Origin of the sequence: Frankia sp. R43, assembly GCF_001306465.1 — a bacterium.
In the GTDB taxonomy this organism is placed as follows: domain Bacteria; phylum Actinomycetota; class Actinomycetes; order Frankiales; family Frankiaceae; genus Parafrankia; species Parafrankia irregularis.
In genome coordinates, this window is the sequence record NZ_LFCW01000012.1 from 170,852 (window position 1) to 183,598 (window position 12,747).

Genomic DNA, 12,747 nt, shown 5'->3' on the forward strand with positions numbered 1-12,747 from the left:
ACCGGCAAACAGCCCTTGGGTCGAAGGCGGATGCAAGGGCTCACCCGCGGCCGGCCGAGAGGATCGCCACCAGACCGAGTATCTGAAGGCCACCGTCAACGTCGTCGTGCCTGGTCAGGCCGGTGAGCTCGGAGACGCGCAGCCCGGTCTGGACGTCGAGCAGAAGCAGGGACAGGTCGCGGCGGCCGTGCCAGGTGCTGCGGTCGGGTGCCGCGACCAGCGCATCGATCTCCTCGGTGGTGAGGTAGCTGACGATCGCCCGTTCGCGCCGCCGCGGTGGGATCGCCAGAACCTGGCTGATCACGGCGGCGTGCTCGGGAGTTCTGGGGGCGGCGTAGGTGAACAGGGAGTGGATCGCGGCCAGGCGGGCGTTGCGGGTGGCGGTTCCGTTCCCAGGCTGTTGTTCAAGGTGATGAAGGAACTCGCCGATGAGCGTGGCGTTCGGGTCAGCGAGGCTGAGCTGGCTGTGCTGTGTGCCGGTCGTGCTCTGGGCGAAGGCGAGTAGGAGCCGGCAGGTGTCACGGTAGGCGGCGACGGTGTGGGGGCTGGCGTTCTTCTGCCGGGTGGCTATGAAGGTGGAAGTGGGTCGGGTCGCCCGGGGGAGTTTCGCCCCCAGGCGCCCACGGATCCGGACGTGAACCTCTCGGCTCATCCGGCTCTTGCCGCACAACACGGACTCGCCACGGGTTGTAGCTCATCCCACGGAGGTTGGCCGTAGCCGTCGGCGTCCGCACCGCCCCACGGGACGGTCAGTACCGCAACGCCCAGTGCGCAAACAGGTCAGGGGCCCGTTCCCGGACGCCGCTGAGCCATGCCCGCGCCCTGTGCTCGCTTCCTGTCTGGCTGTGACGCTGGGAGTGGGCACCGTTTGGCGGTGGGAGTGAGCGCCGGTCGTGGAGGGCTGGTGGGTCGTGTCGGTGAGAGTGAGCGCCACCGACGGTGGGGGGTCTGGGCGTCAGTTCTGGGGTGGGCTGTTGGGGGTGGCGCGGGCGCGGGTGTGGGCGAGCCGGTAGGACTGGGTGCCGGTCTCGATGATGGTGCCGCCGAAGGTGAGCCGGTCGACGATCGCGGCGCAGAGGCGGGGGTCGGTGAAGGTTTTTGTCCAGCCGCCGAAGCTTTCGTTGGAGGCGATCGCGACGCTGTTCTTCTCTTCGCGTTCGGTGAGGACCTGGAAGAGGAGTTCGGCGCCGTGGCGGTCGAGTTCCATGTAGCCGAGTTCGTCGATGCAGAGAAGATCGACGCGGCCGTAGCGGGCGATGGTTTTGGTGAGTTGTTTCTCGTCGGCGGCCTCGACGAGTTCGTTCACGAGTTTCGTCGCGAGGGTGTAGCGGACACGGTGGCCTTTCATCGCGGCTTCGGTGCCGAGCGCGATGAGGAGATGGGATTTCCCGGTTCCGGAATCTCCGATGAGGCAGAGGGGCTGGCCTTTGGTGACCCAGTCGCAGGCGGCGAGGGTGTGGATGGTGGCGGGATCGACGTGGGGGTTGGCGGTGTAGTCGAACTCGCGCAGTGCTTTCGTGCGGGGGAACCCGGCGGCTTTGATCTGCCGGTCGGAGCGGCGCCGGTCACGGTCGTCGCATTCAGCGAGGAGGAGTTCCGCGAGGAATCCCAGGTAGGTCATCTGTTCGCGGGTCGCGGCCTGGGTGAGGTCGGGGAACTGGCGGCGGATCGTGGGTAGGCGTAGCAGGCGGCAGGCCTGGTCGATCGCGGCTTCGGCGGCCTGGTCGGTCATGCCACGGGGGCGGGTGGCGGTCATGAGGTTCCTCCTGCTCCGGGACGTGGATGGCGCAGCAGCTGGTCGTAGGCGGCGACGGAGGGCAGGGGCCGGGTGTCCGACGGCAGCGCGGTGAGCCGGCGGACGGTCAGGGAACTGACGGTGGCCTTCGGACCGGTGGCGGTCGGGGGTTCGTCGGCTGGGGGATGCTGGTCGGCTTCGGCGGCCTTGCGTGCTTCCAGCGCGACCGCGTCGACGGTCAGTGCGCCAGCGCGTAGCGCGGTGGCCAGGCCGGCGACGAGGTGCTCGGCGGGCAGGTGTCGGCCGAGCAGGAGTACCCCGATCAACGCGCGGGTGCCCTCGGCATCGCCGTGGGTCTTGCGGGCGGCGGCCCACCAGGCGTCGTGGACCGGGGTGAACTTCCCCGCGGCGCGGGCCTGTTCGAGGACCGTCGCGCCGGGCAAAGCACCGGGTTTGCGGAGCAGGATCTCCAGGTAGTGGTCGAGTTCGAGCCGTGTCGACATCCGGCCGGACAGCCGTTCGTGGCGGGCGACCTCGGCCCGGCCGTCGTAGATGACGATCTCGGAGGCGCCGGCCTCGACGCGTAACCGCCGGCCGATCAGCCGGGCGGGCACCGAGTAGCGGTTCGTGCGGACCATGACCTGGGCGTAGCGGTCGACCCGGACCGTGGCGACCAGCGCCGTGGGGAACCGTTCGTCGGGTAGCGGGGCCAGCAGCGGCGCCTCGGTGGCGAAGTCGTCAGCGACGGTGCGCGCTCTGGCTCCGATCCGCCGGCCGTCGTCCTCGGTGTCCCAGCGGTCGATCATCCCGTTCAGTTCGGCGAGGGAATCGACCTCGGGCACCGGGACCAGGTGGTTGCGGCGGAACCAGCCGATGTCGCCCTCGACGCCGCCTTTCTCGTGGGCCCCGTCGAGTCCGGGCCGGCAGTAGAACGCCTCGACGCCGTAGTGCGACCGGAACGCGGTCCACCGCGCCGCCTCGACCCGGCCCCGGTCCGGGCCGAGCACGGTCGCGACCGCCGCCTTGAGGTTGTCGTACCGGATCTTCCCTCGCGGTACTCCACCGAGCACGTCGAACGCGTGGACATGCCCTTCCAGGAAAGCTTCCTGCCCGGCCGAGGAGAAAACCCGGTGAACCGATTTTCCTGAATACGACATCCGGAGTGAGAACAACGCGCACTTCACCAGCTCTCCGCGGAGCCGGATCGCGACCTCCCCGAAATCGACCTCCGCTTCCATTCCGGGCTGGTGTGATTGGATGATGAAACCACGCTGCGGTCCACGTCCTGCCTCCGCCCAGATCTGTGGGCGTCGCTCGGAGACGTAGAGCCGCACCATCCGATAGGTCACTCCGACCGCCCCATGCTCCGCCACCAGTCGATCCGTGATACGCGTCGCCGTGTGCCGCTGCTTGCGGGGTGCGTCCAGATCCGCGCGCAACATCTCATCGATCACAGCCGCGTACTCGTCCAGCCGGCTTCCACGCGGCGGTGGTTTCTTCCGTGGCTCCGGCCACGCCGACGCCGCGGCCGCGGCCACCGTGTGCCGGCTCACCCGATACTTCTGCGCGATCGCCCGGCTCGACATTCCATCACGGAGATCACGGCGAATCGCCGCGAACAACGCGACCCGGTCGGCCTGCGACGCCATAGCAGCCTCTTTACGGCGAGTAGTACCGCCGATACTCCCACCGCCGCGTCGCGGTCGGGACCGGGCGCACCACACAGATGCCACAGCCCGGGCCACGCCAGCACCACCGGCACCCCGGCCCGCGGGTGGCGCTCGAACTCACCGACATTCGATCTTCACCGTAAGATCGAATGGTGCTCGATGCCGCGTACATCTGGCGCTCGATGCCATGTCCGAAGCCACTTCCTGTCAGTCGTTTGTACTTCTTCCTGGCCCAGCGCACGAGATGGCTGTCAATGCGCCTGCCGACGGGGAGCACCACGCTCGGATAGAACATGGTGAAATACGCCATCCAGCCCGCCACTCTCGGGTTGATGTTTGCGGCGAGTTGATCCAGTGTCAGGTTCGTTCGCCTGTGCAGTCTCAGGTCGTGCATTTCGCGGCTGAACGAAGTCACCCGATCCGGCGCGGCACCCGGGATGAAGCTGGTGAAGCGCTTCTTCTGGGTCTTGTTCCACGCTACTCGTGGCCGGAAGGTGTAGGACAGGAACGTGAACGACGTGTTTTCATGGTCGCCGCCACGGTTGCTGTCCTTGCAGTACACGATCCGGGTCTTGTCGGGGTGAGCTTCTAACCCGACTTCGACCAGCCTTGCCGCCACCGCGTCCCGTACTTCCTTGGCCTGCTCCAGGCTTACACAGTGAAACACAACATCGTCCGCCCACCGCTCGAAAGGAACGGCCGGGAACTCGCGCGCCATCCAGGCGTCAAGGCCCCAGTGCAGATAGATGTTGGCCGCTAGCGGGGAGAATGGACCACCCTGAACCGTGCCCATGGTTCTTTCTTCCAGGGTTCCGTCGGCATGCTTCATCGGCGCTTTCAGGCAGCGTTCCACGTAGATCAGGACCCATTTCTGGTCCGTGTGGTACGCCACCGCCTTGAGCAACTGTTCCCATGGCACTGTGTCGAAGAATTTCCGCACGTCCAGGTCGACGACCCAGTCATGCGACCAGCACCGCTTGCGGCAGACCTCGAGTGCTTGGCGCTGCGAGCGGCCTGGTCTGTATCCGAACGAGTTCCGGTGGAACACCGGCTCGACCGTCGGCTCCAGGGCCAGCTTCAGCACCGTCTGCGCTACGCGATCTGCCACGTTGGGAATACCTAGGACCCTTACCCCTCCTTTCCCGTCGTTCTTTGGAATCTCCATCGCCCGGACAGGCCCGGGGAAGTACGACCCCGACGACATGCGGTTCCACAGCACATACAGGCGGTCTTTCACGTTCGCCTCGAACTGCTCAACCGTCACACCGTCGACCCCAGGTGCCCCACCGTTTTCCTTCACTTTCAGCCAGGCATCCCACACCAGCTGTTTGGGGACCTTGAACGACTTGCCCCGCGATGCTGGTCCACTCACACGCATCCTCCCCTTAAGACGGTTGCGCGCACTTGTGTTCCACGCAGCCCTTCCCCTTGGCTCCAACCCGACCGCGAAAATCCGGCTTTCATAGCTACTCGGGAAGGTCCGCCCGCGCGCTTCGCAACCGGTACCTGCTCCTTGCGGATTCCGCCGCTTGGCGCGTCCCTTCTCGCCTCCGACCAACCCGGCCGTAGTCACTTTCGCCGCACGCGTTCACATGTTCCGTACGAGAGCAGCAGATCGGTCTGATGCCACCTCTACGCCGGACGCCACCCGGGCAGTAAACGGGTATCCCCCGAGCTCATCCCAGGATGCAGATCAGACCCTGGTTTCGACGTCATCTAAATCAGTTGCGACGCTTCAGACGGCAGTAGGCTTACACCCTTTCGCTCATCTTACCGATCCCTACCTGCCCGGGTTCACCCGGGCTTTTCCCAGACCGTTCAATACCACAGTCTTCAGCTAAGGCACCGCTGGGTGGTTTGGAGCCTCCCCCCGCAGGGCGACTCCGAAGGGCCTCACGGTGCTCGCTACGAAGGAGCGCCGCACCCTCCATCTCCCGCACAGCATTTCAGAAAGTAAGGCCGCCATCACATAACGCTCACCTTCCGTTTTCATGTTCACACGATCTGGCGCAGATCTTGTTTGCGCCGTGAGATGCTGAGGATCGAAGGAGGTGCGAGACCTCCTCGCTGGGCTGTCGCAGCAGTCCGGTGGGAGCTGAGCGCAGTCCGACCCGGGAGACGCCGGGGAGGGCGGGAAGCAGCGCTGACAAAGCTGGGACTGCTCGGGACTGCCAGACGGGCCGGGTCCGGCGAGCGAGACCAGAGGGTGTACGAGAGGAACCAGTGGTAAAGCTCCGTAAGCGTGGCACCGGCTTAAATCTGGTGGATAGGCCGGGATGCAGTGCACGGTCCGCCTGGCGGGCGGGCCGACTCCGTAGCCGACTTGGCGTGTCGGTGGGGAGGCCACGGTGAAAGCCTGCGGCGTAACCGTGGCGATGCTGCCGGGGCAAAGCTGGATGCCGGACTGGTCGATCGATTCTCAGTGAACACGGGAACTGTCCCGTGTCGTTCCCTTTTCCCGGGAGCCACCCCGAGTAGCGGGATAGACACGTCGTCTGTCAAAGGCGCGGGACGGGGCGGAGGCCCCGTAGAAGTCCGAGCGGGCGAGAGGCCCGCGCATGGCGAAGGGGGCCAGCAAGTCGGCGGTGGACGTGCTGGAACGCCAGGAGGTCGTCGGTGAACACCGACGAACCGGCGGCCGCTCTATTTGAGGCGGAACGCCGGGTACTGGAGATCCAGGCCAAGCTGCACCGTTGGGCCGGTGACGACCCTCGTCGCAGGTTCGACGACCTCTCACCATTGCGGATGCCGCATAAGCCGGATAAGGTTCCTACTACGCAGGTGTCCGGGAAACGGGGCTCACCTCATCCGATCAAACCAGCCCGGCACCATGCCGAACCGCCGATCAGTGATCGTCGGCGTGTTATGCGCAGCACTCAAGCCCCGGTCGGGCCCTCACCAGGCCCGACAGGCCAGCACTGCGCATAATCCAGCGCTGCTCATTAGGCGGTTTATGCTCAGCTAAACATAACGACCCTTGTGGGGTTCCCCGGTTTCGGGCCTGAAACGACCCGTCAGGAAGCACCAGCGGGGCAGTGAGACTGCCGTAAGCGGTTCGTCATCACCGACACCCTCGGGCTCCTGCTGGTCGTGCTCGTCGTCCCGGCCAGCGTCCAGGACCGCCGCGGCGCCCGCCAGCTGCTGGTCGACCTCTACTTCGATCACCGCCACTGCCGGCACCTGTTCACCGACGCGGGCTTTCCGGCACCCTCGTCGGGTGGGCGAAAGACGTCCTCGCCACCACGGTCGAGGTCGTGAAATAGATCAAGATTCCAAACAGGCTCTTACGCACCGGCAGACAGCCGGACGCCAATGGCCAAGTTCCGGTACTGCGACGTTGACTCGCTTGGCGTTGTCATCCCACCGACGCAACGCGAGGGCGAGGTCGGCATGTTGCAGGCGAAGGAAGTCATCGACTTCTTTACCAGTCATCGGGCCACCTTGGACGCGTAGGCTTCGGGTAGAGGCCTCGGACAGGCTGTTGGCGTAGGCAGGGTCGGTGGCCACGAGATAGCGCTTGGCTTTGACGTGCAGCGCCGCCGGAGCGCCGAGATCGGGGCCGAACCATCGGGTCAGGTAACGTGCTCCGACAATTTCGTGATGGAGGTCTTCGACGAGGAAGTCGCGGTGCGCGTCGTGTTCGTCGAGGAGGAGATGGCCGATGTCGTGCAGCAGCGCGGCGACCTGTGCAGGCTGGTCGTAGCCGTCGGCTTCGGCGAGAGCGGCGGTTTGCCGGGCGTGTTCGAGTTGGGTGACGGTTTCGTCGTATTGACTTTGGCCAACGGCGGTGAGGTAGGCGAACAGTTCGTCGCAGAACTCGTCCGCGTCAGTGAAGGTGCCGTGGAGGAGCCTGTCGGTATTCATACAGATTCCTGGGTGTCCTGGGTGCTGACGTGGCTGTCGCCGGTGAAGTGGCCGATGAGGCTGATTCGGTCGGTGCCGGCGGCGAGGCGGTGCCGCTTTTCCTGGTAGTAGTGGTGGCGATGGTCACCGTCGGAGGCTGCGTTGTAGGTGAGGTAGATGGCCCGGCGACGATGGGGTGAGATGTTGGCTCCGGAGCGGTGAGGAACGTACCAGTTGAACCAGAGCAGCGACCCAGCGCGGACTGGGACGGATTTCCATGGGAGGATCTCGGCGAGATAAGCGGGGATGCAGCCGACATCATCGGTAGGCAGGGGGTCGTGGTGCATGCCTTCGACGATGTCCAGACAGCCGTTGTCGGTGGTGGAATCGTCGATAGCGATCATGCAGGTGATGGTGCACCGGACAAAGGGGTAGGCGGGCGCGTCCTGGTGCGGGGCGAACCCGGCACCGCCGGATTGCTTGTAGTTGATCTTTTCTTTGTAGAGGACGGCGGGCTCGCCGAGCAACGTGCTGGCAATGTCGATCAGCGCGCCCCGGGTGAGCAGGGCACGCATACCGTCATGGCAGGGCACGATGTTCTCGGTGCGGCAGCGCACCGAGAACCCGTCCCCGGTGGTCTCGTCATACTGCAGCAGACCATCCTCGCCGCCCGGCAAAGCCTCGATCTCATCGACCCAGCGCCTGACCTCCCGCAGGCGCTCCGGGCCGAGGAAGCCGCCCATGAGAAGAACGCCGCTGCCCCGCCAAGTCGCGAGGTCAAGAGGGTCGACCAGCAACGTGATCCTCCAAAGGGCCGGTAAACCGTAACGTTTATGAAACTCATATATCATGAATAGACTTCGCGATGCAACTTTGTTACAGCGATTGAGTCAGGATACGAGAGGTCTACCGAGAGGAAGTCCGCGACCACCGGTCTCGCTCCACATAAGATCGACATACAGGTAGACGGCGACGGCGACGAAGGCGAAGACCACGTACCCGCCGAGATGGACAAGGGTGGTGTTGGCATCCAGGGTGCCGACGAGCAGCAGGAGGAGGGCGACGTCGACCAGGCCGAGGAGTAGGGTGAAGCTCCAAGGCAGCCGTATGGTGACCAGAGTGAGCATGGCAATGGTGACTAGCCAGCAGATCAGCCAGATGGCTTGCGTGTGCACGATCTGGTCATCGGGGATGCCGTACCAGTTGTGCGTGAGTCCGAGGGCGAGCGCGGCGTAGCTGGCGTAGAAGCCGAAGAAGACGGCGAACAGGCTGGCCGATGCGTTTTGCCCGAGCACGGCGGCCCAGACGGTAGCCAGTAGCAGCCCGATCGAGGTTGCGGCGAGGATGGTCGGGATGCCGGCGGCGGCGGCCTCGGCGGGCACGTAGCCGGCGTCGACAAAGCCGAGTCCGAGCGCGCCAGCGATGGTAATCGGGATGCCGACGATGCCGGGGTTGCCTCGCAGCGGGTTCGTGACCGGCGGGTCGGGCGGGGCCTCGGCCTCGGTCTGTAGCGGTACATGCGTTGCCACCGATGTGGGCGGGGCATCAACGGTCATGGCGAGGTCCCTAAGGTCGATGTTGTTCGGGGTGGTGCCCCGGATGCCCGGGGTGATGGGGTGTGGCTTGTGGCGTGTCTGCCGCACGGCGGCTCGGAAGGAATGGCCGCCCCGTCGCTCTGGACGCCCTGGCCGCTGATTCAGATCTGATGCGGACCGTCGCTGTTAAGGGACCTGCTGGCGGGGCTGTCCGTGGGGTTGACCTGCGATAACAGGAGTACGGGCGTAGTGGATCGGCCGCTGGTCTGGGTCGGTGTGGATGTGGGCAAGGCGACGCATCACGCGTGCGCGATGGAAGCGGCCGGCAAGGTGGTGTTCTCGCGGAAGGTGGCCAACGACCAGGCCGTGATCGAGCAGCTCGTCACCCGCGCCGGGCAGGTCGCCGGCGAGGTGCGCTGGGCGATCGATCTGACCGGCAGCGCCGCGGCGCTGCTGACAGCGGTGCTGGTGGCGAGTGGGCAGCAGGTGGTCTACGTGCCCGGCCGGGTCGTCAACCGGATGGCCGGGGTGTTCCGCGGGGAGAGCAAGTCCGACGCCAAGGACGCCCGTGTGATCGCCGAAACCGCCCGGATGCGCGCTGATCTGACCCCTGTGACCGTCACCGACGATCTGGTGGTCGAGCTGCCCCGTCTGACCGCACACCGCGAGGATCTGATGGCGGACTGGGCGCGCGGCGTGAACCGGCTCCGCGACCTGCTGACTGGCATCTTCCCTGCGCTGGAACGCGCCTTCGACTACTCGACCCGTTCCGCGTTGGTCCTGCTCACCGGTTTCCAGACCCCGCAGGCGATCCGCACGGCAGGCGAGGGCGGCGTCGCGGCTTTCCTGCGGGAGAACGGCGTCTGGCCCAAGGGCATCCTCGCCATGGCGGCCTCGGCAGTGGCCGCCGAGGCGCAGACGGTGCGGCTTCCCGGTGAGGTCACTACCGCTGTGCTCGTCGCACGGCTGGCTTCCTACCTGCTGGATCTCGATCGGCAGATCAAGGACAACGACAAGCTGATCACCAGCCGGTTCCGGATCCATCCCAAAGCGGAGATCATCGAGCCGCTGCCCGGGATCGGGCCGATCCTCGGTGCGGAGTTCGTCGTGGTCACCGGTGGCAGCCTTGCCGGGTTCACGACCGCCGGAGGTCTGGCCTCCTACGCGGGACTCGTGCCCGTCGCCCGTGACTCCGGCCGCGTCACCGGGAACCTGCGCCGCCCCAAGCGTTACAACCGCAGGCTGCGGCGGGTGTTCTTCATGGCGGCCCTGTCCAGCATCCGCGTACCAGGGCCGTCGAGGACCTTCTACGACCGCAAACGCCACGAGCGGCTGATCCACATCCAAGCACTGCTCGCTCTCGCTCGCCGCATGGTCGACGTCCTGTGGGCGCTGCTGCGCGACGGCCGGACGTTCACACCGACCGTGCCACAGCCCGCTACCGCAGCGGCTTGACATGGCGTTCAAATTCCTTTCTGTCCGGGGGATGACTGGGCGCCGTGGGGGCCGTGGGGGCCGTGAGGCGCATGGGCGACGGGGCGCGTGGGCGAGCCCGAAGGCGCGTCGCGATGCGCCGGTGGATCTGGTCAGTTCTCGGCGGCGAGCAAATCTGCGTGGTGGAGTTGCGCGACGTCGGCGTGGGCGCGCAGCCGCACCTTGAGGATGTTCTCGCCGTAGGTGGCGAGGATGGGGTTGTCCGGGTCAGCACTGTGTCCGCCCGTTGCCTGGGTAGCGAGTTCGGCCGGCAGGTCGATGGGAGTGAGGGTGGCGTCCAGGCGCGGGTTGAAGAAGTAGATGACCGAGAATCGCTGCATGCCAGCGGGCGGGCTGATGACGCGGTGGACGGTGGCCTTGAGGTAGCCGTGGGTGGCGAGCTGCAGCATTTCGCCGAGATTGACGACCAGGGCGCCGGGCAGGTGCGGGACGTCGAGGAAGCACCCGTCGCGCTCCACCTGCAGTCCACCGACGGCGTCTTGCAGGACGAAGGTGAGCAGCCCGAAGTCGCGGTGGGTGCCAACGCCTTGCTGATCGCCGCCAGGTCCGGATGGAGGATAGTGGATGGCTTTGATGGTGGCCTCAGGGTCTGGGTCGACCCAGCTGTCGAACTGGTCGTCAGGTTGACCGAGGCTAGTCGCGAGGGCACGCAGCAGGCGGTGCCCGACGGTGTCCATCTGCTCGTGCCAGGTGAACATCGTGGCGCGGAACTGCGGTATTGCGACTGGCCACTGGTTCGGACCGAGTAGCCGCCGCCATGGCGGATCGGCAACCGTCAGTGCCGGGGTGGGGCGTTCCGGGCCGAGGTCGATCTCCTCGCGCCGGTCGGCCCGACCGTTCGTGAGTTCACCACCCAGTGGGGTGTAGCCACGGAAGTGTGGCGACCGGGTCATCGCGATCGACATTCGATCAGCTTCGGGCAGAGCGAAGAACGCTCGGGTGACCTCCTCGACCTCCCGGAACAGGGTGTCATCGACGCCGTGCCCCACCAGGTAGAGGAAACCCACGTCATGGCAGGTCTCGCGCAGCCGCTCAAGGAACAGGCCGCGCACCGCGGGATCAGCGCCAGGGTCGAACTCACGCAGGTCGAGCACCGGCAGCGCCGCGTAGCGCTCGGTCGTGCTGTGGGTCGGGGTGGTGCGGGTCATGACCACAGCCGATCGCTGGCCAGTCGAGCGCCGGCGGTGAGGGATTCGAGTTTCGCCCAGGCCAGGCTCTCGTCGACGGCGAGGAAGGTAGCGAAGGACGCGAAGCCGCAGTCGGTTCCGGGGATGACGCGCTCGCGGCCGACGATGTCGGCGAAGCGGGTGATGCGCTGGGCGATGAGTTCGGGGTGTTCGATGTAGACGCTGGAGGTGTCGATGACACCCGGGATGAGGACCTTCTGCTCGGGGATCTTCGCGTCGGCCAGCACCTGCCATTCATGTGCGTGGCGGTGATTGGCGGCCTCGAACACCAGTCCGTCGGCCTTAAGCTGAAGGATCGTGTCCAGGATGACGTCCAGGCCGACGTCCTTGTGGTGCGGGCCCTGGTAGTTACCCCAGCACAGGTGCACCCGCACCCTCGCCGGATCGATATTGCGGAGCGCGTGGTTGACCGCCTCAACGTGTACGCGCAGCCGGTCCAGGAATCCCTGCTCGGACAGGTGCGTGTACTGGATGTGCCGACCCATCGCCAGATCCGGGGCGTCGATCTGCAGGACCAGCCCGGCTGCGGTGATCGCCTCGTACTCGACCCTCATCGCTTCGGCCAACGCGAACAGGTACTCATCCAGGCCGGCATAGAACTGGTTCGGAAGATAGAGTGCGATCACTCCAGGTGAAGCGGCATTCATGAACCGCTCGGCCGGCTGACCCGATCCTGCTGAGATTGAACCGACGCCGGCTGCGAAGCTGGCCAGGTCGGTATCGAGCAAGGCGCTGCCGGTGTAGCTGATCGGGCCGGTACAGGTGGGTGTCGCGGTCTCCAAGCCGGCCAGGGAACGTTCGGCCATGCCAGGGTAGTCGTCCAGATCGGCAATCGACAGGCCGCCGCACTCAGGCACGGCAACGTCCACGTCGAAACCGGTGAGGCGTTCCTTGACGTAGGTGGCGTACCCGATCTTGCTCATCTCGCCGTCGCTGATCACATCCAGCCCGACCCGGGCCTGATGGTCGACGACCACGCTAACTGCGTCCGCGATCCGGTCGGGCAGGTGCTCGGCGTCCGCGACTGAGAGGGTCTCCTGTTCCCGGGCCCGGATCAGCTCGGCCAACCCGGCCGGTCGGGGCAGGCTGCCGGTGTGCGTGGTCAGGATGCGTTCGCTGCTGAGTTTCATGACAGTTCCTCCATCAAGTGGGCTAATACTGAGTCGAAAATGACTCAGGGTGAGGCTGTCAGGGTGACCTGGTGGCCGAGCTGTTGGAGCTGGTGGACGAGCTTGCGGGTTTGACGTTCGGGGTCCTGGCGGCGTTGGTAGTAGTCGGGGCCG

At 65.9% G+C, this 12,747-nt stretch carries 12 protein-coding genes; 2 read left to right on the forward strand and 10 right to left on the reverse strand.

Annotated elements, in window-relative coordinates:
• Positions 1-40: 40 nt before the first annotated feature.
• The 5 genes from ACG83_RS38120 to ACG83_RS48235 form a co-directional block, all read right to left on the reverse strand.
• Positions 41-652 carry a site-specific integrase gene (locus tag ACG83_RS38120; RefSeq protein ID WP_226931201.1) on the reverse strand — a complete coding sequence of 204 codons (612 nt, stop codon included), beginning with the start codon at positions 650-652 and terminating at the stop codon, positions 41-43.
• Positions 653-955: 303 nt separating this feature from the next.
• Positions 956-1,756: an IS21-like element helper ATPase IstB gene (gene istB / locus ACG83_RS38125; protein WP_054571112.1), complete on the reverse strand. Its 801-nt coding sequence runs from the start codon at positions 1,754-1,756 to the stop codon at positions 956-958.
• Positions 1,753-3,384, reverse strand: a complete 1,632-nt coding sequence (istA, locus tag ACG83_RS38130; RefSeq protein ID WP_054571113.1) for an IS21 family transposase — start codon at positions 3,382-3,384, stop codon at positions 1,753-1,755. Before istA ends, istB begins: the two co-directional genes overlap by 4 nt.
• A 10-nt stretch (positions 3,385-3,394) precedes the next feature.
• Positions 3,395-4,777, reverse strand: coding sequence for a group II intron reverse transcriptase/maturase (gene ltrA, locus ACG83_RS38135; protein ID WP_235498449.1), 1,383 nt, complete (start codon positions 4,775-4,777; stop codon positions 3,395-3,397).
• A gap of 1,589 nt (positions 4,778-6,366) precedes the next feature.
• Positions 6,367-6,576, reverse strand: a complete 210-nt coding sequence (locus ACG83_RS48235) for a hypothetical protein (RefSeq protein ID WP_054571114.1) — start codon at positions 6,574-6,576, stop codon at positions 6,367-6,369.
• Between ACG83_RS48235 and ACG83_RS48240 the strand changes: the two genes are divergently transcribed.
• Positions 6,496-6,663: a hypothetical protein gene (locus ACG83_RS48240; protein WP_369812949.1), complete on the forward strand. Its 168-nt coding sequence runs from the start codon at positions 6,496-6,498 to the stop codon at positions 6,661-6,663. The two genes, ACG83_RS48235 and ACG83_RS48240, sit on opposite strands and share 81 nt — an antisense overlap.
• Positions 6,664-6,669: 6 nt before the next feature.
• On the opposite strand, the gene ACG83_RS38145 is transcribed toward ACG83_RS48240, so the two are convergent.
• The 3 genes from ACG83_RS38145 to ACG83_RS38155 all read right to left on the reverse strand — a co-directional run bounded on the left by ACG83_RS38145 (position 6,670) and on the right by ACG83_RS38155 (position 8,804).
• Positions 6,670-7,269 (reverse strand): phosphonate degradation HD-domain oxygenase, encoded by a 600-nt coding sequence (locus ACG83_RS38145; RefSeq protein ID WP_054571115.1) that lies wholly within the window; start codon positions 7,267-7,269, stop codon positions 6,670-6,672.
• On the reverse strand, positions 7,266-8,045 hold the full coding sequence (locus ACG83_RS38150; RefSeq protein WP_054571116.1) for a phytanoyl-CoA dioxygenase family protein: 780 nt from the start codon (positions 8,043-8,045) through the stop codon (positions 7,266-7,268). The genes ACG83_RS38145 and ACG83_RS38150 overlap by 4 nt, the downstream gene beginning before the upstream one ends.
• Before the next feature lie 93 nt (positions 8,046-8,138).
• A complete protein-coding gene (locus tag ACG83_RS38155; RefSeq protein ID WP_054571117.1) occupies positions 8,139-8,804 on the reverse strand; it encodes a GPR1/FUN34/YaaH family transporter in 666 nt (221 codons plus the stop codon).
• Between the two features lie 228 nt (positions 8,805-9,032).
• On the opposite strand from ACG83_RS38155, the gene ACG83_RS38160 reads away from it, so the two are divergent.
• Entirely contained in the window at positions 9,033-10,238 is a 1,206-nt protein-coding gene (locus ACG83_RS38160; protein WP_054571118.1) for an IS110 family transposase, read from the forward strand.
• 131 nt (positions 10,239-10,369) lie between these two features.
• On the opposite strand, the gene ACG83_RS38165 is transcribed toward ACG83_RS38160, so the two are convergent.
• Together ACG83_RS38165 and ACG83_RS38170 are read right to left on the reverse strand one after the other, a co-directional pair.
• Positions 10,370-11,425 carry an isopenicillin N synthase family oxygenase gene (locus ACG83_RS38165; RefSeq protein WP_054571143.1) on the reverse strand — a complete coding sequence of 352 codons (1,056 nt, stop codon included), beginning with the start codon at positions 11,423-11,425 and terminating at the stop codon, positions 10,370-10,372.
• The gene (locus ACG83_RS38170) at positions 11,422-12,594 is read right to left on the reverse strand and encodes a cobalamin-independent methionine synthase II family protein (RefSeq protein WP_054571119.1); all 1,173 of its coding nucleotides are present in this window, start codon (positions 12,592-12,594) and stop codon (positions 11,422-11,424) included. The genes ACG83_RS38165 and ACG83_RS38170 overlap by 4 nt, the downstream gene beginning before the upstream one ends.
• Positions 12,595-12,747 lie beyond the last annotated feature (153 nt).

Excerpts from the sequence above, each read along its gene's own strand:
- ACG83_RS38120 (WP_226931201.1), bottom strand. The coding sequence starts at position 652 with ATGAGCCGAGAGGTTCACGTCCGGATCCGTGGGCGCCTGGGGGCGAAA.
- istB (WP_054571112.1), bottom strand. The coding sequence starts at position 1,756 with ATGACCGCCACCCGCCCCCGTGGCATGACCGACCAGGCCGCCGAAGCC.
- istA (WP_054571113.1), bottom strand. The coding sequence starts at position 3,384 with ATGGCGTCGCAGGCCGACCGGGTCGCGTTGTTCGCGGCGATTCGCCGT.
- ACG83_RS38145 (WP_054571115.1), bottom strand. The coding sequence starts at position 7,269 with ATGAATACCGACAGGCTCCTCCACGGCACCTTCACTGACGCGGACGAG.
- ACG83_RS38155 (WP_054571117.1), bottom strand. The coding sequence starts at position 8,804 with ATGACCGTTGATGCCCCGCCCACATCGGTGGCAACGCATGTACCGCTA.
- ACG83_RS38165 (WP_054571143.1), bottom strand. The coding sequence starts at position 11,425 with ATGACCCGCACCACCCCGACCCACAGCACGACCGAGCGCTACGCGGCG.
- ACG83_RS38170 (WP_054571119.1), bottom strand. The coding sequence starts at position 12,594 with ATGAAACTCAGCAGCGAACGCATCCTGACCACGCACACCGGCAGCCTG.